We start from the raw sequence: 25,488 nt of genomic DNA on the forward strand, positions 1-25,488 counted from the left end.
TAAGCGGCATCGTCTGGAGCTGCAATGCACCCCTTTGGCTCCAACCTCGGGGGGCAGCCGGCGAATGTAGCATGCTGCAACGCAACAACAGCTTACAGCGGCAGCACCCGTTTCCAGGCTTCGACACCCGCCACCGGGGGTCCTGGCCTGACCCGTCGAGCCCGCAGCTGTCGCCCAGCCCGCCGTGCCGCAGCGTCAGCTGTCGTCGAGGCCGCGCACGACGCGATGGATGACGTCGGCGGAAAAGCCCCGGCCCGCCAGGAAGCGGGCCTGCCGGGCACGTTCGGCAGCGTCGGCCGCCGGTGCGCCGAAGCGGCGCTGCCAGACGGCCTTCGCGCGCTCGAATTCGCCGGCGGCCACGCCCGCCAGTGCGGCCGCAGCAGCCTCGTGCGCCACGCCGCGCGCACGCAGACGTTGGCGCAGCTGCAGCGCCCCGAAGCGGTGCGCCTGCGCCGACACCAAGGCGTCGGCCGCGCGCTGTTCGTCCAACAGGCCATGCGCACTGAGCTCGTCCAGCAGGCGCTCGATGCGCGGCCCGGCTGGGTCCTCCGGGGTGTCTTCGACATGCCGGGCCAGCTTGCGCGCCAGTTCGGCACGGGAATGCTCGCGCATCGCCAGGAAGCGCAGCGCGCGCGCCTTTAGCGACAGCCCGCGCGGGCTCACCGCCCAGCCCGATGGCTCACTCGCTGTCGCCAGCGGCCGCCTGCACCGGCGCCAGCAGCGGCACGCCTAGCGCCTCGCGCACCTTGTTCTCGATCTCGCGGGCGAGATCGGGGTTGGCTTTCAGGAATTCGCGGGCATTGTCGCGACCCTGCCCAATCTTTTCACCGTTGTAGGCGTACCAGGCACCCGACTTGTCGACGACCTTGGCCTCGACACCGAGCCCAATGACTTCGCCTTCCCGGCTGATTCCCTCGCCGTAGAGGATGTCGAACTCGGCTTCCTTGAACGGAGGCGCCACCTTGTTCTTCACCACGCGCACCTTGGTCTCGTTGCCAACGACCTCGTCACCCTTCTTGATGCTGCCGGTGCGCCGGATGTCCAGCCGCACCGAGGCGTAGAACTTCAGCGCGTTGCCGCCGGTGGTGGTTTCGGGGCTGCCGAACATGACGCCGATCTTCATCCGGATCTGGTTGATGAAGATGACCATGCAGTTGGACTTCTTGATCGTGGCCGTGAGCTTGCGCAGCGCCTGGCTCATCAGCCGGGCCTGCAGGCCGGGCAGGCTGTCCCCCATCTCGCCTTCGATCTCCGCCCTCGGCGTGAGCGCCGCGACCGAGTCGACCACGATCAGGTCCACCGAGCCCGAGCGCACAAGCGCGTCGACGATCTCCAGCGCCTGCTCGCCGGTGTCAGGCTGGCTGATCAGCAGTTCCTGCAGGTTGACGCCTAGCTTCTGCGCGTACTGCGAATCCAGCGCGTGTTCTGCATCGATGAAGGCGCAGGTGCCGGCGAGCTTCTGCATCTCGGCGATGACCTGCAGCGTCAGGGTGGTCTTGCCGGAGCTTTCCGGGCCGTAGATCTCGATCACGCGGCCGCGCGGCAGGCCGCCGACGCCCAGCGCGATGTCCAGGCCCAGCGAGCCGGTGGAGACGACCTGGATGTCCTCGACGACCTCGCCGTCGCCCAGGCGCATGATGGTGCCCTTGCCGAACTGCTTTTCGATCTGCGCGAGCGCGGCCTGCAGGGCCTTGGCTTTTTCGGTGTTCAGGGCTTTCACTGGTGCGTCCATGGGCGTTCTCCTCGATGGGCCCGATTATGGCAGAAGCTGGATGCCTGTACAGTGCTCTGCAAGCCTTGCATCCTGGGGGGTCATGCAATTGACCGCGGTCAATTCCGACGGCCGTGCCGGTTTCCTAGAATCCGGGACGCGAACAGACCGGGCGCCCACGCCCGGCACACCAGGAGACAGCCGCATGCGCATCCTCATCGCCGAAGACGACCAGGTCCTGGCCGACGGCCTGCTGCGCTCGCTTCGCGCGTCAGGCTACGCGGTCGATCAGGTCAGCAGCGGCAGCGAAGCCGACGCCGCCCTGGCCTCGCACGAGTTCGACCTGCTGATCCTGGATCTGGGGCTGCCCAAGCTGCACGGCTTCGACGTGCTGCGCAAGCTGCGCGCACGGGGCTCGTCGGTGCCGGTGCTCATCCTCACGGCGGCCGACAGCGTGGAGCAGCGCGTCAAGGGGCTGGACCTGGGTGCGGACGACTACATGGCCAAGCCGTTCGCACTGCAGGAGCTCGAAGCACGCGTGCGGGCGCTGACGCGCCGCGGCCTGGGCACGGCCAGCAGCGTCATCAAGCACGGTCCGTTGTCGTTCGACGCCACCGGCCGCGTGGCCTACCTGAACGACCAGATGCTGGAGCTCTCGGCCCGGGAACTCAGCCTGCTGGAGGTGCTGCTGCAACGCTCGGGCCGCCTGGTCAGCAAGGACCAGCTGGTCGAGCGCCTGTGCGAATGGGGCGAGGAAGTCAGCAACAACGCCATCGAGGTCTACATCCACCGCCTGCGCAAGAAGATCGAGCACGGGCCGGTGCGCATCGCCACCGTGCGCGGTCTGGGCTACTGCCTGGAAAAGATCGCGGCATGACGACGGCCCGGCCTCGGGCCTGAGCGGCAACGTCGCGGTTTCGGGCACCATCGCGCCGTGCCGATGAGTTCACGCCCGCCCGAGCAGCGCTCGCTGTTCGGCGAGATCCTCGACTGGATGCTCGCGCCGCTGCTGCTGCTGTGGCCGATGAGCATCGCGCTGACCTACGCCGTGGCGCAGGGCATCGCCAACGGCCCCTACGACCGCGACCTGGCCGAACTGGCGCAGTCGCTGGCACGCCAGGTGCGCATCACCGCGCCGGTGACCGGCAGCGGCCCGCCCACCGTGTCCATCCAGCTGCCCGACGCGGCCACGTCGATCCTGCGCAGCGACGACGTCGACACCATCTACTACCAGGTGCTGGGCGTGCGCGGCGAGTTCCTCAGCGGCGACTTCGACCTGCCGGTGCCCGACGAGACCATCGCCCCGGACACCGCGCTGCGCTACCGAGACGACGCGGTCAAGAGCGAGCCCGTGCGCGTGGCCTACCTGTGGCTGCCCGGGCCACAGGGGCAGCCGAAGTACGCGGCCCTGGTGCAGGTGGCCTCCACGCTGGACAAGCGTTCGCAGCTGGCCACCGAGATCGTCAAGGGCGTGATCCTGCCGCAGTTCATCATCCTGCCGGTGGCGGTGGTGCTGGTGTGGTTCGCGCTGGCACGCGGCATCCGACCGCTGTCGGACCTGCAGCAACGCATCCGCCGCCGCGAGAGCACTGATCTGAGCCCGATCGCCGAACGCGACGTGCCCGACGAGGTGGTGCCGCTGGTGCGCTCCGTCAACGACCTGCTGGTGCGCCTGGACGACTCCATCGGCAAGCAGAAGCAGTTCCTGGCCGACGCGGCGCACCAGCTGAAGACACCGCTGGCCGGCCTGCGCATGCAGGCCGAGCTGGCCGAGCGCGAGATCGACCGCGGCCAGGGCGACCCGCAGTCGATGAAGCACACGCTGCACCAGATCGCGCTGTCCAGCCAGCGCGCGGCGCACATGGTGAACCAGCTGCTGTCGATGGCCCGCGCGGAGGAGCGCACGCAGGCCCTGGGCTGGCAGGCGGTCAACCTCGAGGACGTGGCCACCGACGTGGTGCGCGACCTCGTGCCGCAGGCGCTGGACCGACGCATTGACCTCGGCTACGAGAAGGCACCCTCGCCCGGCGGCACCACGCTGCGCGGCCACCCGGTGCTGCTGCGCGAGATGCTGCGCAACCTGGTCGACAACGCGCTGCGCTACACACCCACCGGCGGCACGGTGACGGTGCGCCTGATGGCCGACCCCTTCGGCCAGGTGCTGGTGCTGCAGGTGGAGGACAACGGTCCGGGCATCCCGGCGGCCGAGCGTGAGCACGTGTTCCAGCCGTTCTACCGTGCGCTGGGCACGGACGTCGACGGCAGCGGCCTTGGCCTGTCCATCGTGCACCAGGTCGTGCGCCAGCACGGCGCCACCATCACGGTGGAGGATGCGCAGGAACGGCCGGCCGCGCCGGGGCGCCCCGGTGCACGCTTCACGATCCGGTTTCCGCTGCAGCCGGTTGTCGGCGCTGCCGCCGGCGGCGCCGGGGAGCCCGGCGGAAGGACGCCGTCAGTCGACAGCCCGGCCGCGCCAGAGCGCTGAGTCGTCCGCGTCGGCCAGGCCGCCCCGGCAGGCGCGGGCAAAGGCCTCGGCGGCCCGGCCCGCCACGGGCAGGGTCAGGCCGGTGGTGGCCGCCGCCGCCATGGCCAGCGCCGAGTCCTTGGCCAGCAGCGTCATGTGCGCCCGCGGCGCCGCATCGCCGGCGAGCACGCGCCGCGCACGGTCGCTGCCGATCCAGCTCTGGCCGCTGGACTGCTCGATGACGTCCAGCGTGCGCGCCGCATCCAGCCCCAGGGCGTCGGCCAGGCGCAGCGCCTCGGCCGCGCCGGCCAGGTTGATGGCCGCCAGCAGGTTGTTGACGAGCTTGGTGCGCGCGCCGTCGCCCGGCCGCGTGCCGACACGGAAGAGGCGTGCGGCCAACTGCGCCAGCAGCGGCTGCCAGCGCGCCCAGGTGGCGTCCTCGGTGGCCACCATCAGGCTCATCGTGCCGTCGCGGGCACGCGCCGGGCCGCCGGACATCGGCGCGTCCAGCCAGTGCAGGCCCCGGGCTGCCAGTGCAGAGGCGGCTTCGGCCACGTCCTCGGGGGCGATCGTCGGGCACAGCATCACCGTGCCGCCGGGGGCAAGGCCCTGCACGACACCCTCGGCGCCGAACAGCACCTCGCGCGTCTGCGCCGCATCGACCACGCAGACGATCACCAGCGCGCAGTGCCGGGCCAGCGACGCCGGGGTCGGATGGGCCGATGCGCCGGCAGCGACACACACCGCCTCGGCCTCCGGCCGGAGGTCGCGCACCGCCACGGCATGGCCGAGTTCGCGCAGGCGCAGCGCCATCGCGCCGCCCATGTTGCCGACACCGACGATGCCCACCGTTTCGGCGCTCATGCCCCTCCTCCAGGCCCGTTCAGGACGGCATCAGCCGGCGCGCCCGCGCCACCGACATCAGGATGCCCAGCCCCAGGCCCAGCGTCACCATCGCCGTGCCGCCGTAGCTGATGAAGGGCAGCGGCACGCCCACCACCGGCAGGATGCCGCTGACCATGCCCATGTTGACGAAGGCGTAGGTGAACAGGCTCAGCGTGATGGCACCGGCCAGCAGGCGCGCGAACAGCGTCGGCCCCATGCCGGCGATCCACAGACCGCGGCCGATCAGGGCCAGGTAGCCCACCACCAGCACCACCACGCCGAGCAGCCCGAACTCCTCCGACAGCGCGGCGAAGACGAAGTCGGTGGTGCGCTCGGGCACGAACTCCAGGTGTGTCTGCGTGCCCTGCATGAAGCCCTTGCCGGTGACCCCGCCGGAGCCGATGGCGATCTGCCCCTGCAGGATGTGGAATCCCTTGCCCAGCGGGTCGCGCGTCGGGTCCAGAAGCGTGCAAACGCGGGTCTTCTGGTAATCGCGCATGCCAGGCCACTTGACGCCCTCCTGGCAGATCGTGTCGCCGAAGGCCACGATGGCCACGATGCCGATGGCGCCGGCGGCCAGCACCGGCACGATCAGCCGCCAGGACAGGCCGGCGAAGAAGATGACGAACAGCCCCGCCGCGGCCACCAGCAGCGAAGTTCCCAGGTCCGGCTGCTTGAGGATCAGCGCCACCGGCAGGCCCAGGATCAGTGCCGCCACACCGAAATCAGCCGCACGCAGCTGGCCCTCGCGCTTCTGGAACCACCAGGCCAGCATCAGCGGCATCGCGATCTTCAGCATCTCCGACGGCTGGATCACCACACCCACGTTGAGCCAGCGCGTGGCGCCCTTCTTCGTCACGCCGAACAGCGCGGTGGCGATCAGCAGCGCCACGCCGATGGTGTACAGCGGTACGGCGACCTGCATCAGCCGCTGCGGCGGCACCTGGGCGACGACGAACATCACCCCCAGCGCCAGCGCGAAGTTGCGCGCATGGTCGACGAAGCGCGTGCCGTGGTCGAAGCCGGCGGAATACATCACCACCAGGCCCAGCGCGCCGAGCCAGGCGATCGCGAACAGCAGCGGGCCGTCGAAGCCCTGGAACACGCGCCAGGTGCGGTGCGCCAGTGACGGCTGCTCGAAGACGGCACTCATGGCGCGGCCTCCGGCGGCGTGTCGGCCAGCCCCGGCAGCACGTACTCGGCCGCTGGCCGTGGCGTGCCGATGGGCGCGCCCGCCTCGCCACGCTGCACCGCGGCGATGTCGGCCTCGCTGGGCACCACACCGGCCAGCAGGTAGTCCAGCGCCCGGCGGGCGATGGGCGCCGCGGCGGCCGCGCCGAAACCGGCGTTCTCGACGATGACGGCCAGCGCGACGGTGGGCGCGTCGATGGGCGCCACGGCCATGTAGAGCGAGTGGTCGCGCTGGTACTCGGCCAGCTTGCGGGCGTCGTACTTCTCGTTCTGGCGGATCGTCACCGCCTGCGCGGTGCCCGTCTTGCCGCCGCTGCGGTACGGCGCACCGGCGAACACGCGCGCGCCCGTGCCTTCGAGCACCACCCCCTCCAGGGCGTCGAGAATCACCCGCACGTGCTGCGGATTCAGCGGCAGCGGCGTCAGCGCCTCACCAGTCAGCTCACGGCGCTGGCCACTGACCGCGTCCTCGACAGCACGCACCAGATGCGGCTGGAAGCGCTGGCCGCCGCTGGCCAGCGTGGCCGTGGCGCTGGCGAGCTGCAGCATCGTGAAGTGGTTGTAGCCCTGGCCGATGCCCAGCGAGATGGTCTCGCCGGCATACCAGCGCTGCTGCTCCGGCCGCTTGTAGGCGGCGCGTTTCCAGGCGGTGGACGGCAGCACGCCGGTAAGCTCGCCGTCCAGGTCGATGTTGGTGCGCTGGCCGAAGCCGAAGGGCGCGAGCTGGTCGTGGATCAGGTCCACGCCCATGTCGTTGGCCAGTTCGTAGTAATAGACGTTGCTCGACTTGACGATGGAGCGCTTCATGTCCACCGCACCCAGTCCGACGTCGCCATGGCTGCGGAAGGTGTGGTTGCCCAGCGTGAAGGTGCCGCCGTCGTGGATCACCGTGTCGGCGCGCCGCTTGCCGGTGTTCAGCGCAGCCATGGCCATGAAGGGCTTGTAGGTGGAGCCGGGCGGGTAGGTGCCCCGGAGGGCCCGGTTCAACAGCGGCTTGTCCAGGCTCTCGTTGAGTGCACGCCAGCTGTCGTGATCGATGCCGTCGACGAACAGGTTGGGGTCGAAGGTGGGCTTGCTCACCAGCGCCAGCACCTCGCCGTTGCGCGGGTCGATGGCGACGAAGGCGCCACGCCGGTTGCCGAACAGCTGCTCCACCAGCGCCTGCAGCCGGATGTCCACCGACAGCACCAGCTTGTCGCCCGGCGTGGGCGGGTGGCTGCTGAGCCGCCGCACGGCGCGGCCGCCGGCGGTCTGCTCCACCTCCTCGAAGCCGGTGATCCCGTGCAGTGCGGGTTCGTAGCGCTGCTCCAGGCCCAGCTTGCCGATGACCTCGGTGCCGCGGTAGTTGGCCTGTTCCTCCTCGGGCCACTCGTCGATGCGCTTCTTTTCCGCGGCGTTGATGCGGCCGATGTAGCCCAGCAGGTGGCTGGCGGTCTCGCCCAGCGGGTAGTGGCGGAACAGACGGGCGTTGACATCCACGCCGGGGAAGCGGAAGCGCTGCGCCATGAAACGCGCCACCTCGGCGTCGGTGAGCCGGTTGCGGATGGGCACGGCGTCGAAACGCTTGCCTTCCTCCAGCAGGCGGCGGAAGCGGCGGCGGTCGCCGGCATCGATGGGCACCACCTGCGCCAGTTCGTCGATCAGTGCCTCCAGCTCCGCGCGGCCGCCCACCTCCGACGGTGTGATCTCCAGCGTGTAGGCCGAGTAGTTGTTGGCCAGCACCACGCCGTGGCGGTCGACGATCAGGCCGCGGTTGGGCACCACCGGCAGCACCGCGATGCGGTTGGCCTCGGCCTGTGTGGCCAGCTCGTCGTGGCGGATCACCTGCAGCCACACCAGGCGCGCCACCACCAGCGCAAAGCACAGCAGCACCAGCGCCGCGGCGGCCAGCAGCCGGCCACGGAAGCGGTCGAGCTCGCTGTCGATGTCCTTCAGCGCCGGTGCGGCGGTGGCGAATCGGCGGGTCACAGCGGTCGATTCTGGTCCGGATCGGGCGCGCGGCGCTGCGGTGCCAGCAACAGCAACGTGGCCACGGGCCACAGCAGGGCCTGGAACACCGGTGCCAGCCACATCGACCAGCCCGGGAACATGCCGCCGGCGGCGAGGCCGACGCCCAGCATCGTCACCTGCGCCAGCACGAACAGCGGCAGCACCTGCAGCATCTGCGCCGGCAGCTCGAACCACAGCAGCCGCCGGTGCATGGCCACCGCGCCGAACGACATGAGCGTGTAGGCCAGTGCGTGCTGGCCCAGCAGCGCGCCCTGGTGCACGTCCATCACCACCCCGAAGACAAAGGCCACGACGATGCCCACGCGGCGCGGCTGGTGCACGGCCCAGAACACCAGCACCAGCGCCAGCAGGTCGGGCATGGCCGGCACGCGGCCGAAGGGCAGCACGTTGGCGCCCAGCGCCAGCAGCAGCGTCAGGCCGATGAACCAGGGGCTGGCCGGCAGCAGCAGGGCCTCGCCGCGGCGCATGATCATCGGGCGGTCTCCTGCGGTGAGCCGGCCGACGCCGCGGCCGAGGCGGCAGGTGCGGCGGCGGTGGCCCCCTCGAGCGGATCGATCACCAGCACGTGGCGCACGCCATCGCCGGGCGCGGCAGGCGCCAGAAGCACGCGCGCGAAGCCGCCTTCGGCGCGCCGCTCGACACGGCGCACCGTGGCCACGGCCAGCCCGGACGGGTAGATGCCGTCCAGGCCACTGGTCTGCAGCCGGTCGCCTTCGGCGATGTCGACGTTGGCAGCGACGAAGCGGAGTTCCATCGTCGCGTCGCCTTCGCCACGGACACCCCCGAAGGCGGCCGCGCGCTGGCCGGTGCGCAGGTTGAGCACCGGGATCGCGGCGTCGCGGTCCGACAGCAACGTGACCTCGGCCGACAGCGGGTACAGCCGCGTCACCTGGCCCAGCACGCCGTCCGGCGAGATCACGGCCGAGCCGGGGCGCAGGCCCTGGGCCTGGCCACGGTCGATGACCAGCTTGCGGCTGTACGGGTCGGGCGACTCGAACAGGACCTCCGCCGCGCGCTGCCGCGGCACGCGCGCCGGTGCCAGTGCCAGCAGTTCCCGCAGGGCCTGGTTCTCGCGCGCCAGCTCGTCGGCACGCGCGGCCTGCTGTGACAGCAAGGCCTGTGCCCGCCTGGCCTCGGCCGCCTCGGCCTGGGCCTGCTGCAGGCCCTGCAGGTAGCCGCCGCCGCCACGCATCAGCTCCACCGGGACCATCAGCGCACGCTGCAAGGGCAGGAGTGCTGTGGCGACGGCCGTGCGCAGCGGCGCAACGACGGTGAAGCGGGCGTCGGCCACCATCAGGAACAGCGCCAGCGCGGCGCAGACCGCCAGCTTGGTGACGGCCGACGGGCCCTGGCGGAAGAAGGGCGGCGGCGTGCGGTCCAGGGTGCCCAGGGGCACGGCGCGGGCGCCTTATTCCGAGGTGAAGATCGAGCCCAGGCGCTCCATGCGTTCCAGCGCCATGCCGCAGCCGCGCACGACGCAGGTCAGTGGGTCCTCGGCCACCAGCACCGGCAGACCGGTTTCCTCGGCCAGCAGGCGGTCGAGGTCGCGCAGCAGGGCGCCGCCACCGGTGAGCATCATGCCGCGCTCGGCGATGTCGGCGCCAAGTTCAGGCGGCGTCTGCTCGAGCGCGTTCTTCACGGCGCTGACCATCTGGTTCAGCGGGTCGGTCAGGGCTTCCAGGATCTCGTTGGAGCTGACGGTGAAGCTGCGCGGCACGCCTTCGGAGAGGTTGCGGCCCTTGACCTCCATCTCCTTGACTTCGCTGCCGGGGAAGGCGCTGCCGATGTTCTTCTTGATCGCCTCGGCGGTGGGCTCGCCGATCAGCATGCCGTAGTTGCGGCGGATGTAGTTGATGATGGACTCGTCGAACTTGTCGCCGCCGACACGGATGCTGCCCTTGTAGACCATGCCGCCGAGCGAGATGACGCCGACTTCCGTGGTGCCGCCGCCGATGTCCACCACCATCGAGCCGGAGGCTTCGGACACCGGCAGGCCGGCGCCGATGGCCGCGGCCATGGGTTCCTCGATCAGGTAGACGTCGCTGGCGCCGGCACCCAGGGCGCTCTCGCGGATGGCGCGGCGCTCGACCTGGGTGCTGCCGCAGGGCACGCAGATGATGATGCGCGGGCTGGGCTTCAGGACGGACCGCGGGTGGACCATCTTGATGAACTGCTTGAGCATCTGCTCGGTGACCGTGAAGTCGGCGATCACGCCGTCCTTCATCGGCCGGATGGCCTCGATGTTGCCGGGCACCTTGCCCAGCATGGCCTTGGCCTCGGCGCCGACGGCCTGGATGGTCTTCTTGCCGTTGGGCCCGCCTTCGTGGCGGATGGCGACCACCGAAGGTTCGTCGAGCACGATGCCCTTGCCGCGGACGTAGATCAGGGTGTTGGCGGTGCCGAGGTCGATGGCGAGGTCCGTCGAGAAGTAACGGCGCATGGAGGCAAACATGAGAGCCTTGGCGGGCGGCCGGAGTGGCGCGATGTCGGGGTCGTGGCGGGGGCGCAGTGAAAGCGTGCGGGTCATGGGCCCACGCTAGCGAACAAACGCGGTTGGCCCGAGGCTTTCAGGTAACCGGGGATAATACTGCATCGCCCCTCGCAAACGCCCGCATCGTGCGCGTTTTCGCGGGTTTTCCGCTTCCGGCACAGCCCCCCAGACCGCCCACCGAACCATGGCCCTGACCCCCGAGGACGTGAGCCGCATCGCCAGCCTGGCGCGGCTGGACCTCTCGCCCGCCGAACAGGCGGCGATGCTGACCCAGCTCGGCGGCTTCTTCCGCATCGTCGAGCAGATGAGCGCCGTCGACACCAGCGGCGTGGAGCCCCTGTACACACCGCTGTCGGCCGTGCAGCAGGTGGCGCTGCGCCTGCGCGACGACGCGGTCACGGAAGCCAACGAGCGCGATGTCAACCAGCAGAGCGCCCCGGCCGTCGAGGACGGGCTGTTCCTGGTGCCGAAGGTGATCGAATGAGCGCCGACCTGCACGAACTGGGCGTGGCCGAGGCGGCCCGGGCGATGGCCGGTGGCCGTGTCTCCAGCACGGAACTGACGCAACATCTGCTGACGAGAGTTGCCGCCGACACCGAGCTCGGCGCCTTCCTCGCCGTCGATGCCGATGCCGCGCTGGCCCAGGCGCGCGCGGCCGATGCGCGCCGTGCACAGGGTCAGGCCGGGCCGCTGACCGGCGTGCCGGTGGCGCACAAGGACATCTTCGTCACCCGTGGCCTGCCCTCCACCGCCGGCTCGAAGATGCTGGCCGGCTATGCCAGCCCGTTCGACGCCACCGTGGTCCAGCGCCTGGCCGACGCCGGCACCGTCACGCTGGGCAAGCTCAACTGCGACGAGTTCGCCATGGGTTCGGCCAACGAGAACTCGGCCTATGGCCCGGCCAGGAACCCCTGGGACCGCACGCGGGTGCCCGGCGGCTCGTCCGGTGGCTCGGCCGCGGCGGTTGCGGCGCGCCTGGTGCCCGGCGCCACCGGCACCGACACCGGCGGCTCCATCCGCCAGCCCGCCAGCTTCACCGGCGTCACCGGCATCAAGCCCACCTACGGTGTCTGCAGCCGCTACGGCATGATCGCCTTCGCCTCCAGCCTGGACCAGGCCGGGCCGCTGGCGCGCAGCGCCGAGGACTGCGCCCTGCTGCTGTCGGCGATGAGCGGCTTCGACCCGCGCGACGCCACCAGCGCCGAGCGCCCGCCGCAGGACTTCCACGCCCAGATGCTCGCGCCACGCGAAGGCGCCACCGCGGCCCGGCCGCTGGCCGGCCTGCGCATCGGCCTGCCGACGGAGTTCTTCCCGGCGGCGCTGGCCGCGGACGTCGCGGGTGCGGTGCGCGTGGCGCTGGCCGAGCTGGAGAAGCTCGGCGCCACGCTGGTCGACGTGAGCCTGCCGCGCACGGAACTGTCGATCCCCGTCTACTACATCATCGCCCCGGCCGAGGCCAGTTCCAACCTGAGCCGCTTCGACGGCGTGAGGTTCGGCCACCGCGCGGCGCAGTACGACGATCTGGTCGACATGTACCGCAAGACCCGCGCCGAAGGCTTCGGTCCCGAGGTCAAGCGACGCATCATGATCGGCACCTATGTGCTCAGCCACGGCTACTACGACGCCTACTATCTGCAGGCGCAGAAGCTGCGGCGCATGATCGCCGACGACTTCCAGGCCTGCTTCGCGCAGTGCGACCTGATCGCCGGCCCGGTGGCGCCCACCGTGGCGTGGTCCCTGGGCGACCAGGGCGACGACCCGGTCAAGGCCTACCTGGCCGACATCTTCACGTTGCCCGCCAGCCTGGCCGGCCTGCCCGGCATGAGCGTGCCGGCCGGCTTCGGCGCCGGCGGACTCCCGGTCGGCCTGCAGCTGATCGGCAACTACTTCCAGGAGGGCGCGCTGCTGCACGCGGCGCACGCCTTCCAGCAGGCGACGGACTTCCACCGCCGCAGCCCCACATGAGCACTGCCCCCCTCGTCCGCGGCTACGAAGTCGTGATCGGCTTCGAGACCCATGCCCAGCTGTCCACCGCCAGCAAGATCTTCAGCGGCGCCAGCACGGCCTTCGGCGCCGAGCCCAACACCCAGGCCTGCGCGGTGGACTTGGCCCTGCCCGGCACGCTGCCGGTGCTCAACCGCGGTGCGGTTGAGCGGGCCATCCGCTTCGGGCTGGCGGTGGGCGCGAAGATCGCACCGCTGTCGATCTTCGCGCGCAAGAACTACTTCTACCCCGACCTGCCCAAGGGCTACCAGATCAGCCAGTACGAGATCCCGGTGGTGCAGGGGGGCAGCGTCGGCTACCTGCTGGATGGCCAGGAGCGCAGCGTGCGCCTGGTGCGCGCGCATCTGGAAGAGGATGCCGGCAAGAGCCTGCACGAGGACTACCACGGGCAAAGCGGCATCGACCTCAACCGCGCTGGCACGCCGCTGCTGGAGATCGTGACCGAGCCCGACCTGCGCAGCAGCGCCGAGGCCGTGGAATACGCCAAGGCGCTGCATCGCCTCGTGGTGTGGCTGGGCATCTGCGACGGCAACATGCAGGAAGGCAGCTTCCGCTGCGATGCCAACGTCTCGGTGCGCCGCCCCGGCGCGCCGCTGGGCACGCGGCGCGAGATCAAGAACCTCAACAGCTTCCGCTTCCTGCAGCAGGCGATCGATTTCGAGGTCCAGTGGCAGATCGACAGCCTGGAGGACGACCTGCCGATCCACCAGGCCACCGTGCTGTTCGACCCCGACACCGGCGAGACGCGGGCCATGCGCAGCAAGGAAGACGCGCAGGACTACCGCTACTTCCCCGACCCGGACCTGCCGCCGCTGGTGATTGCGCCCGAGTGGGTGGAGCGCGCGCGCGCGGAGATGCCGGAACTGCCGGGCGCGATGGCGGCGCGCTTCCAGCAGGCCGACGGCCTGCCGGCCTACGACGCGGCCATGATGACGCAGAGCCTCGCCTTCGCGCGCTACTACGAGGCCGCGCGTGACGCGGGAGCGCCGGCGAAGATGGTGGCCAACTGGCTGATGGGCGAGATCAGCAAGCGCCTGAACGCGACCGACGCCGGCATCGAGGCCTGCCCGGTGTCGCCGGCGCTGCTGGCGGCGCTGCTGCAACGGGTGCAGGACGGCACGGTCTCGCACAACGCGGCACGCCAGGTCTTCGAGTCACTGTGGTCGGGCGAGGCCGACGACGTCGATGCGGTGATCGCCACCAAGGGCCTCAAGCAGATGAACGACACCGGCGCCCTGGAGGCCATCGCCGCCGAGGTGCTGGCGAAGAACCCGAAGTCGGTGGAGGAGTTCCGCGCCGGCAAGGACAAGGCCTTCAACGCGCTGGTGGGCCAGGTGATGAAGGCCACGCAGGGCAAGGCCAACCCGGGCCAGGCCAGCGAGATCCTGCGCAAGCTGCTGGCGGGCTGATCGCCGGACCAGGCCTGCCGGGGCGAACTATTCCCGGGGGCGGCCGCCGCGGCCCGGTGCGACCGCCACGCTACCGATCGACCCCGCCGGCGCGCCGGCCCACAGCTTCTGGAGGTGGGCCAGTTCGGCGTCGTAGAGCCGGTTGATGCGCTCGACCTCGGCTTCCTGGGTGTGCATCGCCGAGCGTTGTGCCGCCACGGCGGCATCGTTGGCGTCCAGTTGCGCCTTCAGCGCGGCCGGCAATGGCTTGCCGACATAGAACTCGGCTTCGTCGAGCAGCGGCTTGCGGTCCAGGCTCAACGCCTCCAGCCGCAGTTCGGACGCCCGGATGGCCAGCCGCACCGTGTCCAGCGCCGCGTGGCGCGCCTTGTCGTGCGCCGCCTGGTCGGGGAACCGGTTCATCAGGTTGCGGTCGCGGCGCACCGCGTCGGCCTGCGCGGCACGGGCCTCGGCGGCGGCACGTTCGCGCGCTTCCTTGGCGGCGCGTTCCTCGGCGGTCAGGGTCGGCGGCAGCACGCCCTTGAGCGACCCGTCTCGGTTGAGGATGCGCTGTTCCTTGTGCGTGCAGGCTGGAATCGGGCGGTCGGAGGTCAGGCGCCGCCCCTGGTCGTCGATGCAGGTGTAGATGCCGGGGCCGGCGGCCGAAGCCGGCGGCGTGCGCTGCGCCAGCGCCGGCAGGGCCAGCGCGCCCGCGGCCGCCAGCACGAGGCAGCGGGCGGCGGGGGCGGCAACGGGACGGCGGCGGGGGCTCATGGGCAAGGCTGGGCAGACTCCGGCAGCGGGCGATGGTTCACGCGGCCTGCGCACCGTATCGGCTGCGGTAGGCCTGCACGGGCGCCAATGCCGCCTGCAAGGCCGGATCCTGCCCGGATTGCAGATACTGAAGCAGGTCATCAAGGGTGGCAATCGCCGCCACTTCCAGCTTCAGCCGATTGCGGACATCCTGCACGGCCGACCACGGCACGTCGCTGCCGTTCTCGGTGGCCATCTCCTGGCGGTCGAGCGCGATGGCCACGCCACAGGGGGTGCCCCCGGCGGCGGTGATCATCGCGATCGACTCGCGCACCGAGGTGCCGGCGGAGATCACGTCGTCGATGATCAGCACGCGCCCGGCGACCTTGGCGCCGACCAGCGTGCCGCCCTCGCCGTGGTCCTTGGCTTCCTTGCGGTTGTAGGCGAAGGGCACGTTGCGGCCCAGCCGCGCCAGCTCGATGGCCACCGCCGCGGCCAGCGTGATGCCCTTGTAGGCCGGGCCGAACAGCATGTCGAAGGCGATGCCCGAGGCCAGCAGGCGGCGTGCATAGAATTCCGCGAGGCGGCCCAGCTTGGCGCCGTCGTCGAACAGGCCGGCGTTAAAGAAATACGGCGAGAGCCGCCCGGCCTTGGTCTTGAATTCGCCGAAGCGCAGCACCTGCGCGTCCACCGCGAAACGCACGAATTCCTGGGCCAGGGGATCGACCCCGTGGGCGGGGTTCTGTGTGCTTGTCATGGAGGTTCCCTTGTTCCGTCTGGTCACCCTCAACCTCAACGGCATCCGGTCGGCGGCCGACAAGGGCTTCGTCGAATGGGCGGCGCAAACGGGCGCCGATTGTATGGGCGTGCAGGAAATCAAGGCCCAGGCAGACGTGGTGGGTGAGCGCTTCACCAAGGTGGGCGACCTCGATGGCCACTTCCACTACGCCGAGAAGAAAGGTTACTCCGGCGTGGGCCTGTACAGCCGCAAGGCGCCCAGCGACGTGATCATCGGGTTCGACGGCGGCGAGTTCGACGGCGAGGGCCGCTACGTGGAGACGCGCTACGACACGGCGCGCCGCAAGCTCAGCGTGATCAGCTGCTACTTCCCCAGCGGCTCCAGCGGCGAGGACCGGCAGGCGGCCAAGTACCGCTTCCTGGACCTGATCTACCCGCACCTGCTGGCGCTGAAGGCCGAACGCGAGTTCATCCTCGTGGGCGACATCAACATCGCCCACCAGGCGCAGGACCTGAAGAACTGGCGCAGCAACCAGAAGAACTCCGGCTTCCTGCCTGAGGAGCGGGCCTGGATGACGAAGCTGCTGGGTACCGAGCCGGGGCACGCGGGGCTGGTGGACGTCTACCGCCGCCTGCATCCCGACACCACCGAGGCCTGCTACACGTGGTGGAGCAACCGCGGCCAAGCCTATGCCAACAACGTGGGCTGGCGGCTGGACTACCACCTGGCCACGCCGAAGCTGGCGGCCACGGCCCGCAGCGCCGCGATCTACAAGGACCGCAAGTTCAGCGACCACGCGCCGCTGACCATCGACTACGACTTCAAGCTCTGAGCCGGCGAGCGGCCGCCGCTGCCGTGGACTCGGCAGGTGGCTGGCGATGCCGCTCAACCTTGCAGGCCGCGCTCGCGCAAGCATGCGCTCGCCCCTTTGTCGGCGGCCACCCCCCACGCCGCCGGGCCGGCCGTCCGGTTCAGGCCACCTGCACCACCCGTTCGCGGATCAGCGCCCGGCCCTTGCGCAGCGCGTAGGACATGGCGTCGTCCGCGGTGGCCCAGCGGTGCCCGCAGGACAGGCGGTCATCGCTGAAGATCTCGCGGCCGCCGTGGCGCGGCTGCACCACGAGCGCGGCGGTGTAGCCGTCGCCGATCGGTGATTCCAGCGCGCCCACGTAGATCCGGTAGGCGCCCTCGGTGAGTTCCTGGAAGTGCACGGGGTTCTCCTTGGGTTCGGACGAGCGCCAGACGCAACAGCCTGACGCGCGCATCGTGCACCCACGCGCCCGCGATGACCATCCACCGCAAGGTGGCCCCCCGACGGGGGACGCACGGTGCCCATGCCGTGATGCCCCCGGGCGTAAGCTCGCAGGGTTGCATTGCCCCGCCGAGAGTCGCCCCAGATGTTGTCCCCGTACCTGCGCATGCCCACGATCGCCGGCGATCGGCTGGCCTTCGTCTGCGACGACGACCTGTGGACCGCCACCATGGGCGGCGGCGCGGCGCGGCGCGTCAGCAGCGGGCGGGGCGAGCCGGCCTGGCCCAGCCTGTCACCCTGCGGGCAGTGGCTGGCCTACACCGGCCGCGACGAACGGCATGCCGAGGTCTTCGTGATGCCCGCCGCGGGCGGGCCGGCGCGCCGGCTGACCTGGTTCGGCGCCGACACCCAGGTGCGCGGCTGGTTGCCCGATGGCCGCATCCTGTGCATCAGCACCGCCGGCCAGGCCTTCGTGCGCAACCACCAGGCCTGGGCCATCGACGTCGATGGCGGCGGGCCGGTGCCGTTGCAGCTGGGTCAGGTCAACCACCTGGCCCATGGTCCAGGTGGCGAACGCGTGATCGGCCGCAACACCGCCGACCCGGCACGCTGGAAGCGCTACCGCGGCGGCACCGCCGGACGGCTGTGGGTCGATGCCACCGGCGATGGCGAGTTCAGGCCGCTGGCCCTGCCGGGCAACGTGACCTGCCCGATGTGGATTGGCCAGCGCCTGTGGTTCCTGGGCGACCACGAAGGCGTGGGCAACCTCTACAGCTGCACGCCGCAGGGCGAGGATCTGCAGCGCCACACCGACCACGCCGAGCACTACGCCCGCCACGCGGCCACCGATGGCCGCCGCATCGTCTACCAGTGCGCCGCCGAGTTGTGGCTTTTCGACCCGGCCAGCGGTGCCACGCGGGCCCTGCCGCTGGACGTGCCGGCCGCACGCGCGCAGACCGCGCCGCGCGCGGTCGACGCCGCGGCCCACGTCGGCGCCGCGCACCTGCACCCGCAGGGCCATTCGGTGGCGCTCGAGGTGCGTGGCAAGCTGGTCAGCTTCGGCCTCTGGGAGGGGGCAGTGCGCCAGCATGGCCCGGCCGACGGCGTACGCCACCGCCATGGCCAGTGGCTGGCCGACAGCCGCACGCTGGTGGTAGTGGCCGACGGCGGTGCCGACGGCGAGGAGTGCGTGGCCCTTCACCGCCCGGACGGCCACAGTGTGCTGCCCTGGCCGGCCGCATCGCTGGGGCGCGTGGTGGAGATGGCCGCGGCCCCGCGCGGCGATCACGTGGCCCTGGCCAACCACCGAAACCAGCTCTGGGTCGGCGACACCGGCAGCGGCGAGCTGAAGCTGGCCGACCACAGCGACGCCGGCCGCATCGACGACCTGGCCTGGTCGCCCTGCGGCGGCTGGCTGGCCTATGCCTGCTGGACCAGCGGCCGCCACCGTGCCGTCCGGCTGCTGGAGCTCGCCACCGGCCGGATCACGCCCGTCACGTCGCCGGAGTTCCACGATTGGAGCCCCGCCTTCGACCCCGAAGGTCGCTGCCTGTACTTCCTGTCCAACCGCACCTTCGACCCGGTCTACGACAGCCTGCAGTTCGAGCTCAGCTTTCCCCGTGGCGCGCGCCCGTATGCGGTGCTGCTGCGCGCCGATGCCGCGTCGCCGTTCGAGCCGGCATTGCGCGGGCTGGCCAAGGCCGAACCCGACAAGCCTGCGGCCGCATCCAGTGGCCTGACCCGCATCGACCTCGACGGCCTGGCGCAGCGTGTGCTGCCGTTCCCGGTGCCCGAAGGCCGCTTTGGCCACATCGCCGGGGCGGCCGGCGGCCGCGTGCTGTGGACGCGGCTGCCGATCGCCGGCGCCCACGGCCGCGGCGGCCACAAGGAAGGGCCGGGCACGCTCGAGCGCTACGACTTCGCCGCCGGTGAGGCCAAGACGCTGTGCGAGGGGGTCGACGCCTTCGTCGTCGCCGCCGACGCGACGACCGTGCTGCTGCGCATGGGCCAGCGCATGGGCCAGCGCCTGCGCGTGATCGCCGCCGACGCCGACCCGAAGGACAGACCCGACGACGACAAGCCGTCGCGCCGCAGCGGCTGGCTGGACCTCGGCCGGGTGCGCCTGATGCTCGACCCACCCGCCGAGTGGCGACAGATGCTGCGCGAGGTCTGGCGGCTGCAGCGCGACCAGTTCTGGGTCGAGGACATGTCCGGCATCGACTGGAACGCCGTCTGGCAGCGTTATGCGCCCCTGCTGCCCAAGGTCTGCACGCGCGCCGACCTGTCGGACCTGATCTGGGAGCTGCAGGGCGAGCTCGGCACCTCGCACGCCTACGAGATGGGCGGCGACCACCGCCAGCCGCCGGACCTGGCGCTGGGCCAGTTGGCCGCCGACCTGGCCTGGGACGGCCAGGGCTGGGCGATCACGGCGCTGGCCGAAGGCGACGCCTGGGACCCGGAGGCCACGTCACCCCTGGCGCTGGCCGGCGTGCAGGCGCGCATAGGCGAGCGCATCGTGGCCGTCAACGGTCAGACGCTGGCGGCCGACCGGCCGCCGCAGGCGCTGCTGCGCCGGCAGGCCGGCGCCAAGGTGGCGCTCACGCTGGCTGGCGAACGAGGCACGCGCGAGGTGCTGGTGCAGCCGCTGGCCGACGAAACCCCTGCCCGCTACCGCGCCTGGGTGGAGGCACGGCGCGCCTGGGTGCACCAGCACAGCGGCGACCGCGTGGGCTACCTGCACCTGCCGGACATGATGTCCGCCGGCTTCGCCGAGTTCCACCGCTACTTCCGCACCGAGTGCGACCGTGATGGCCTGATCGTCGACGTGCGCTACAACCGCGGCGGCCACGTCTCCGAGCTGCTGCTGGAGAAGCTGGCGCGCCGTCGGCTCGGCTACGTGATGGCGCGCTGGCAGCGGCCTGCGCCCTACCCCGACGAGTCGCGCGCCGGCCCGGTGGTGGCGCTGACCAACGAACACGCCGGCAGTGACGGCGACATCTTCAGCCACGGCTTCAAGCTGCTGAAGCTGGGTACCCTGGTGGGCACGCGCACGTGGGGCGGCGTCATCGGCATCTGGCCACGGCACACGCTGGCCGACGGCAGCACGACCACGCAGCCCGAGTTCTCGTTCTGGTTCGAGGACGTGGGCTGGGGTGTGGAGAACCACGGCACCGACCCGCAGGTGGCCGTGGACAACGCGCCGCAGGACGCCGCCGCCGGCCGCGACCGGCAGCTGGAGACGGCGCTGGACACCGTGCTGGCGGCCATCGAGCGCGACGGCGTCAGCCGCCCGGCCTTCACGCCGCGGCCGGTGCTGGCACCGCCGCCGCTGCCGCCGCGAACTGCCGCGTCGTGACGCTCAGCGCCCGGGCGGGGCGCTGAACAGCTTGGCGGCCCGGCCCTTGAGCTCCAGCAGTTCGCTGGGCGTCACCGAGTAGCGGCCAGTGACCGCGTTGACCTCGACGCGGAACTCCACTTCCTTGCTGCCGTTGGACAGGATGCCGCAGCTGAACTCGTAGTCCTCGCGTTCGGCGGGCAGGCCCTCGGTGGCCACGTCGTAGTCCTGGTGCTTGACGTCGTAGATGTCGCCACTGGCGAGGTCGAGCACGCCGGTGGCCCGCACTTCGTCGTCGCTGAACTCGTCGACGATGGTGATGGGCAGTTTCAGGTCCATGGCGAGGTCGTTGGAGAGGGCCTGTCATTGTAGGCACCCCCGATTCGGGGGTCGGGGAATCGCCCGCCCATTTCTGCTTCAACCCTCGTGGGCCGTCGATGCCCGCGTCAACCCAGGAGCAGCAACGATGACCCGATTCAGCAAGAGCACCCTGGCCGCGGCGGCGGCGATGGCCCTGGCCGCCTGCGGTGGCGGCGGCGGTGGAGGTGATGGCGGCGGTGGCACCAGCAACACGCCTCCGGTGGCCGACGCCGGCGCCGACGTGCTGGCCTCGCGCACCACGTCCGTCACCCTGGATGGCCGCGCCAGCAGCGACGCCGATGGCAACACCCTGACCTACCGCTGGCGCCAGACGGCTGGCGCGGACGTGACCGGCGGCTCCGGCGTGCTGGAAGGCGCCACGCCCAGCTTCACAGCGCCCACCGACGTGCAGACGCTGGAGTTCGAGCTGGTGGTCAACGACGGCACGGCCAGCAGCCCCGGCGACCGCCTGACGGTGCACGTGCTCGAGGATGCGGCCAATGCCCTCTTCGTCGACGCGACGGCCGGCAGCGACAGCAGCGGCAGCGGCTCGATGGACGCGCCGTACGCCACGATCCGCCATGCGCTGGCCCAGGTGGGCAGCACGCAGGGTGACCTCTATCTGCGCAGCGGCAGCGGCCAGACCTATGACGAGTCGGGCAGCACGCTGGCCATGCCCTCGGGCACCAGCCTGTACGGTGGCTACGGCAACGGGTGGGTGCGAGACGCCGAAGCCCGCAAGGCCGAAGTGCGCACCAACTCGTCGGGTGTGCAATACAGCGCCGTCAACCACGACACCTGGGTCAGCGGCCTGATGGTCCTTGCCGCCGGCTCGGCCAGCGCCAGCGACAGCGTGACCGGCATCGCCGCCACCGGCAACGGCTCGGCGCGCATGACGGTCGCCTTCAATGATGTGGTGGCTGGCGACGTGGGCCCAGGCACGGCCGACAGCCCGGCCAGCAGCTACGGGGTCTACGTGTTCCGCATGGCCCATGCGGCGGTGCACGACAACAGCATCACGGCCGGTGCCGGCGGCCACGGCGCCGCCGGTACCAGCGGAAGCCGCGGCGCCGATGGCGCCAACGGCAGCAACGGCAACCGTGACGGCGGCCGGCGTGCCCCGGGTGGCAGCGGCGGGCCCGGGGGCAACGGTGGCAGCGGCGGTGAGCGCGGTGGCGGCGTCAACGGCGACGGCGGCGCAGGTGCTGCAGGCGGCAATGGTTCGGCACCGCTGGGTGGCACCGTTTCCGGCGGCACCGCTGGCAGCGCCGGCAGCGGCAACGACGCCGACGGTGGCGGCGCCGGCGGATTCGGCAGCACCGGTGGCCCGGGGGTGCCTGGCGCGGCCGGTGGCGGCGCCGGCAGCGACAGTGCCAGTTTCGTGGCGGATCGCGGCAGGTCCGGCGGCACCGGTGGCGCCGGCAGCGGCGGCGGCGGCGGCGGCGGCGGCGAGGCCAACAACGTCGGCGTGGTCGGCGGTGGCGGTGGTGGTGGCGGCGAAGGCGGCGCAGGCGGCAGCGGCGGCACTGGCGGCTGGGGCGGCGGCGCGTCGATCGGGGTCTGGCTGTACGCGGTGGCGCAGTCCGAGGTGATGGCCAACACCATCGCGGCCGGTACCGGTGGGGCCGGTGGCACCGGTGGCGCCGGCGGCAGCGGGGGCTCGGGCGGGGACGGTGGCAGCGGAGCCGCGGGCGACGACCTGGGCGTGCTGGGCAGCGGTGGCGGTGGTGGTTCCGGCCGCGACGGCGGCTCGGGCGGCAGCGGTGGCCGTGGCGGCGCCGGCGGCGGCGGGCCCTCGTTCGCCGTCGTGTTCGGCCCCGACGTCGCAGCCAGCGTGGCCGGCAATGTGCTGACCAGCGGCAACGGCGGCAGCGGCGGTGCCGGCAGCACCGGCGGCAACGGCGGCGAAGGCGGCTACAGCTTCACGCTGTACGACATCGACCCGTTCGACGGCGTGCTGCCGACCCTGGGCGACGGCAACACCTTCACGATCGGCAATCCCGGCGGCGGCGGCTCGACCAGCGGCACCAACGGCAGCAACGGGCAGCCGGGGCGCAGCGGGCAGCGCAACTGGTGAGGCCTTTCGGCCCGGTGACGGGCCGGCGCAAGGGGCGGCCACGTCGTGGCCGCCCTTTTCCGTGTCGGTGCGGCACCCGATGCGCACCGCCTCGCACCAGGTCCGAAGCTCAGCGTGGGCCTGCAGGCCACATCGCAGCCGCCAGATCCGCGACGGCCGGTGCGCCCGGTCCCAGGCGGGCCAGCAACGCGTCGTGCACCGCACGCGCCCGGTCCAGCGCCTGTACCGACGGCTCGGCCACGAACGGTGGCAGGTCCCGCAGGGCGGCCAATGCACGGGCCTCGTCGCGCCGGCCCTGCAGCGCCATGGCCAGGGCCAGATGCCATTCCAAGGCCACCTGGTTGCGCTGCGTCGGCGCGCGCTGGTCGCGCCAGGGCTGCAGGCGCGCCTCGGCCTCCGCTGGCTGGCCGCGCGCCAGCGCCAGCCGGGCCTGGGCGACGGCGGTGGTCAGGTGGTCTGGCGAGTCGGGGGTGACAGCCGTGCGGCGCACCGACTCGGCCTCTCGGACGGCGGCCTCGGCCTCGTCGAGCCGGCCCAGACCCATCAGTGCGCTGGCGCGCTGCAGCCACTGGGAGGCCTCGTAACGGTGGCGCGGGCCGAGATGGCGCACCGAGGCCTCGCGGGCAAGGTCGGCCTGCCGCAGGGCATCGTCGAACTGACCGCGCGCGAGCGCGATCGACGCCAGCCGGTTGTGCAGGCCGACCACGCTGCCGCCGCCGTCGCCACCGTAGAGCTCGACCACCAGCGGCAGCAGCCCGCGCGAAAGCTGTTCGGACTCCTCGATCTGGCCCAGGTCGTCGAGCAGCGCCGCCATGGTTTCCTGCAGGTCCACCACCTGCGGCAGCCGGGTGCCCAGGCGGCGGTACATCGCCAGGGCCTCGCGGTAGCCGGCCAGGGCGACCTCCAGGTCGCCCGCCCGATAGCGGTTGTAGGCCCGGTACTGCAGGTAGTACGCGAGTTCGAAGTGGTCGCCCGGCACGGCGGACCGCAGTTCGCGAACCGCCCGCTCCAGCAGGTCGCGCGCCTCGTCCAGCCGGCGCAGCGAATTCAGCGCGGCGCCGACATCGCCGACGGCGACGGCGCGCTGCACCGGCGTGCCCACCACCCGCCATTCGGCTTCGGCGCGGCGGGCCCAGTCCAGCGACTCGTCCAATCGGCCCAGGCCGTGGGTGACATTGCCCAGTGACGTGTACACCCGGGCCACGTCCTCGTTGGGTTCCGGGTGCAGCCGACGCAGCATGTCCAGCGCAGCCTGCTGCTGCGCCAGCGCCGCGTCGTAGTCGTACCAGCTGTAGTAGGCGCGCCCGAGCACGTGGCGCAGGCGCGCGGCGACCTCGGGTTCGTTGGCCAGCTCGCTCTCGATGCGCCGGCGTGAACGCTCGAGCATGTCGCGCACCGAGACCTCGGCCGAGCCGCCCTGCTCGGCGGTGGTGCTCTCCAGCAGCGACGACACCACCTCGGCGGTGCGCCGCGTGCTGGTCTCGGCGGCCAGCGCCCGGTCACGTTCGCGCGCCAGCTGCCAGGTGAAGGCACCGGCGCCACCGACGGCCAGCACGACCGCCAATGCGCTGACCGGCACCGCCACCGGATGCCGGCGGAGGAACTTGGCGCCGCGGTACCCCAGCGTGTCGGGCCGGGCGCGCACCGGCAGATGGGCCAGGCTGCGCTCGATGTCGTCGGCCAGGGCGGCCACCGTGGCGTAGCGGCGCTCGGGTTCCTTGCGCAGCGCCATCAGCACGATGTTGTCGAGGTCGCCGCTGAGCTCCTGCGCCAGCCGCTGCGGCGTCAGACGCTCGCCGCGGGCGCGCGCGGCCGACAGCCGCCGGCTGCTGTGGCCCTCGGTCACCGCCGCACTGGGCCGCGGCGGCAGCGTCTCGACGATCTGCCGCGCCAGCGCCGCCGGCGGCGTGCCCGGGCCGCCGTAGGGTGCGCGGCCGGTGAGCAGGTCGTACAGCAGCACGCCCAGCGCATAGACGTCGGTGGCCGTGGTCACCGCACCGCCGGTGATCTGCTCCGGGCTGGCGTGGCTGGGCGTGAGCACCCGCTCGCCGGTGCGCGTGACGCCGGGCGCGCCGTCCACCAGCTTGGCGATGCCGAAGTCCAGCAGCCGGGGCCGGCCCTCGGTGTCGACGAGGATGTTGGCCGGCTTCAGGTCGCGGTGCACCACCAGGTTGCGGTGCGCGTGGTCCACCGCGCGGCAGACATGCACGAACAGTCTCAGCCGTGCGGCCGTGCCCAGGCAGCGGTGCTCGCACCAGGCGTCGATGGGTTCGCCGTCGACGTACTCCATCACCAGGTAGGGCACGCCGTCGTCGGTGCGCCCGCCGTCGAGCAGGCGGGCGATGGCCGGGTGTTCCAGCCGCGCGAGGATGCGCCGCTCGACCTCCAGCCGCGCCTTCGCGTCGTTGGACGCGAAGGCCGGGTTCAGCAGCTTGATGGCGACCTGCTGCGCGTACTGGCCATCGTCGCGCTCGCCGCGGTAGACGGCGCCCATGCCGCCGTCGGCCAGGTGGGCCACCACGCGCCAGGGGCCCAGCCGCTCGCCGATGCGCGACGCCTGCCGCGAGCCCACCAGCCGCGCCGCGGCCTGGCCAATGGCGCCGCGCACGGTGGCGTCGTCGGCCGCGTCCTGGGCCAGCAGGCGGCGCAGCGCATTGGCCAACTCGGGGTCTTCGGCCCCCAGTTCAGCCACCATGCCGTGGCGTGCCTCTGCCGGCAGCGCCAGGGCATCCTGGAACAACTGCTGCAGACGCTGCCAGCGTGGGCCGTCCATGGCCTGCTCTCCTTGACGTGGCCGCCTGACCTTACCATCGCACCATGGCGCGCCTT

21 protein-coding genes are annotated in these 25,488 nt (G+C 71.7%); 8 read left to right on the forward strand and 13 right to left on the reverse strand.

The window, feature by feature from the left end:
• Nucleotides 1–195: 195 nt before the first annotated feature.
• Both recX and recA read right to left on the reverse strand, forming a co-directional pair.
• Nucleotides 196–663, reverse strand: coding sequence for a recombination regulator RecX (recX, locus tag ENE75_RS09590; RefSeq protein WP_128198034.1), 468 nt, complete (start codon nucleotides 661–663; stop codon nucleotides 196–198).
• A gap of 16 nt (nucleotides 664–679) precedes the next feature.
• Nucleotides 680–1,732 (reverse strand): recombinase RecA, encoded by a 1,053-nt coding sequence (gene recA / locus ENE75_RS09595; protein WP_128198035.1) that lies wholly within the window; start codon nucleotides 1,730–1,732, stop codon nucleotides 680–682.
• A 184-nt stretch (nucleotides 1,733–1,916) separates the two neighbouring features.
• Between recA and ENE75_RS09600 the strand changes: the two genes are divergently transcribed.
• The gene (locus ENE75_RS09600) at nucleotides 1,917–2,588 is read left to right on the forward strand and encodes a response regulator (RefSeq protein ID WP_128198036.1); all 672 of its coding nucleotides are present in this window, start codon (nucleotides 1,917–1,919) and stop codon (nucleotides 2,586–2,588) included.
• Between the two features lie 63 nt (nucleotides 2,589–2,651).
• Complete coding sequence (locus ENE75_RS09605; protein WP_128198037.1) at nucleotides 2,652–4,196, forward strand: sensor histidine kinase; 1,545 nt, start codon at nucleotides 2,652–2,654, stop codon at nucleotides 4,194–4,196.
• Here ENE75_RS09605 and ENE75_RS09610 read toward each other — a convergent pair.
• The 6 genes from ENE75_RS09610 to ENE75_RS09635 are packed head-to-tail and all read right to left on the reverse strand — an operon-like array spanning nucleotide 4,164 to nucleotide 10,713.
• Complete coding sequence (locus ENE75_RS09610) at nucleotides 4,164–5,039, reverse strand: NAD(P)-dependent oxidoreductase (RefSeq protein WP_128198038.1); 876 nt, start codon at nucleotides 5,037–5,039, stop codon at nucleotides 4,164–4,166. The genes ENE75_RS09605 and ENE75_RS09610 overlap by 33 nt on opposite strands.
• A 19-nt stretch (nucleotides 5,040–5,058) precedes the next feature.
• Nucleotides 5,059–6,213: a rod shape-determining protein RodA gene (rodA, locus tag ENE75_RS09615; RefSeq protein WP_128198039.1), complete on the reverse strand. Its 1,155-nt coding sequence runs from the start codon at nucleotides 6,211–6,213 to the stop codon at nucleotides 5,059–5,061.
• Nucleotides 6,210–8,219, reverse strand: coding sequence for a penicillin-binding protein 2 (gene mrdA, locus ENE75_RS09620; RefSeq protein WP_233259002.1), 2,010 nt, complete (start codon nucleotides 8,217–8,219; stop codon nucleotides 6,210–6,212). Before mrdA ends, rodA begins: the two co-directional genes overlap by 4 nt.
• Entirely contained in the window at nucleotides 8,216–8,734 is a 519-nt protein-coding gene (gene mreD / locus ENE75_RS09625; protein ID WP_128198040.1) for a rod shape-determining protein MreD, read from the reverse strand. The genes mrdA and mreD overlap by 4 nt, the downstream gene beginning before the upstream one ends.
• A complete protein-coding gene (gene mreC, locus ENE75_RS09630) occupies nucleotides 8,731–9,657 on the reverse strand; it encodes a rod shape-determining protein MreC (protein WP_128198041.1) in 927 nt (308 codons plus the stop codon). Before mreC ends, mreD begins: the two co-directional genes overlap by 4 nt.
• A 12-nt stretch (nucleotides 9,658–9,669) precedes the next feature.
• Nucleotides 9,670–10,713, reverse strand: coding sequence for a rod shape-determining protein (locus ENE75_RS09635; RefSeq protein ID WP_128198042.1), 1,044 nt, complete (start codon nucleotides 10,711–10,713; stop codon nucleotides 9,670–9,672).
• Between the two features lie 223 nt (nucleotides 10,714–10,936).
• Here ENE75_RS09635 and gatC point away from each other — a divergent pair, with 223 nt between their 5' ends.
• The 3 genes from gatC to gatB are packed head-to-tail and all read left to right on the forward strand — an operon-like array spanning nucleotide 10,937 to nucleotide 14,165.
• Nucleotides 10,937–11,236: an Asp-tRNA(Asn)/Glu-tRNA(Gln) amidotransferase subunit GatC gene (gene gatC, locus ENE75_RS09640; RefSeq protein ID WP_128198043.1), complete on the forward strand. Its 300-nt coding sequence runs from the start codon at nucleotides 10,937–10,939 to the stop codon at nucleotides 11,234–11,236.
• Nucleotides 11,233–12,717 (forward strand): Asp-tRNA(Asn)/Glu-tRNA(Gln) amidotransferase subunit GatA, encoded by a 1,485-nt coding sequence (gatA, locus tag ENE75_RS09645; protein WP_128198044.1) that lies wholly within the window; start codon nucleotides 11,233–11,235, stop codon nucleotides 12,715–12,717. The genes gatC and gatA overlap by 4 nt, the downstream gene beginning before the upstream one ends.
• Nucleotides 12,714–14,165: an Asp-tRNA(Asn)/Glu-tRNA(Gln) amidotransferase subunit GatB gene (gatB, locus tag ENE75_RS09650; protein ID WP_128198045.1), complete on the forward strand. Its 1,452-nt coding sequence runs from the start codon at nucleotides 12,714–12,716 to the stop codon at nucleotides 14,163–14,165. The genes gatA and gatB overlap by 4 nt, the downstream gene beginning before the upstream one ends.
• A 27-nt stretch (nucleotides 14,166–14,192) precedes the next feature.
• On the opposite strand, the gene ENE75_RS09655 is transcribed toward gatB, so the two are convergent.
• Nucleotides 14,193–14,918 carry a hypothetical protein gene (locus tag ENE75_RS09655; RefSeq protein WP_128198046.1) on the reverse strand — a complete coding sequence of 242 codons (726 nt, stop codon included), beginning with the start codon at nucleotides 14,916–14,918 and terminating at the stop codon, nucleotides 14,193–14,195.
• 37 nt (nucleotides 14,919–14,955) lie between these two features.
• Complete coding sequence (gene pyrE, locus ENE75_RS09660) at nucleotides 14,956–15,654, reverse strand: orotate phosphoribosyltransferase (protein WP_128198047.1); 699 nt, start codon at nucleotides 15,652–15,654, stop codon at nucleotides 14,956–14,958.
• 10 nt (nucleotides 15,655–15,664) lie between these two features.
• Here pyrE and ENE75_RS09665 point away from each other — a divergent pair, with 10 nt between their 5' ends.
• Complete coding sequence (locus tag ENE75_RS09665; RefSeq protein ID WP_375138475.1) at nucleotides 15,665–16,468, forward strand: exodeoxyribonuclease III; 804 nt, start codon at nucleotides 15,665–15,667, stop codon at nucleotides 16,466–16,468.
• Between the two features lie 139 nt (nucleotides 16,469–16,607).
• On the opposite strand, the gene ENE75_RS09670 is transcribed toward ENE75_RS09665, so the two are convergent.
• Nucleotides 16,608–16,847, reverse strand: a complete 240-nt coding sequence (locus tag ENE75_RS09670) for a hypothetical protein (protein WP_128198049.1) — start codon at nucleotides 16,845–16,847, stop codon at nucleotides 16,608–16,610.
• A gap of 186 nt (nucleotides 16,848–17,033) precedes the next feature.
• On the opposite strand from ENE75_RS09670, the gene ENE75_RS09675 reads away from it, so the two are divergent.
• On the forward strand, nucleotides 17,034–20,243 hold the full coding sequence (locus ENE75_RS09675) for a S41 family peptidase (RefSeq protein ID WP_128198050.1): 3,210 nt from the start codon (nucleotides 17,034–17,036) through the stop codon (nucleotides 20,241–20,243).
• Nucleotides 20,244–20,246: 3 nt separating this feature from the next.
• Here the strand turns inward: ENE75_RS09675 and ENE75_RS09680 are convergent, their stop codons facing one another.
• Nucleotides 20,247–20,561, reverse strand: a complete 315-nt coding sequence (locus ENE75_RS09680) for a hypothetical protein (protein WP_128198051.1) — start codon at nucleotides 20,559–20,561, stop codon at nucleotides 20,247–20,249.
• Nucleotides 20,562–20,688: 127 nt separating this feature from the next.
• Between ENE75_RS09680 and ENE75_RS24845 the strand changes: the two genes are divergently transcribed.
• Complete coding sequence (locus ENE75_RS24845) at nucleotides 20,689–22,659, forward strand: PKD domain-containing protein (RefSeq protein ID WP_158288903.1); 1,971 nt, start codon at nucleotides 20,689–20,691, stop codon at nucleotides 22,657–22,659.
• A 109-nt stretch (nucleotides 22,660–22,768) separates the two neighbouring features.
• Here ENE75_RS24845 and ENE75_RS09690 read toward each other — a convergent pair whose 3' ends face one another.
• The gene (locus ENE75_RS09690) at nucleotides 22,769–25,432 is read right to left on the reverse strand and encodes a serine/threonine-protein kinase (protein WP_158288904.1); all 2,664 of its coding nucleotides are present in this window, start codon (nucleotides 25,430–25,432) and stop codon (nucleotides 22,769–22,771) included.
• Between the last annotated feature and the right edge of the window lie 56 nt (nucleotides 25,433–25,488).

It is taken from the genome of Rubrivivax albus (genome assembly GCF_004016515.1).
Classification (GTDB): domain Bacteria; phylum Pseudomonadota; class Gammaproteobacteria; order Burkholderiales; family Burkholderiaceae_C; genus Rubrivivax; species Rubrivivax albus.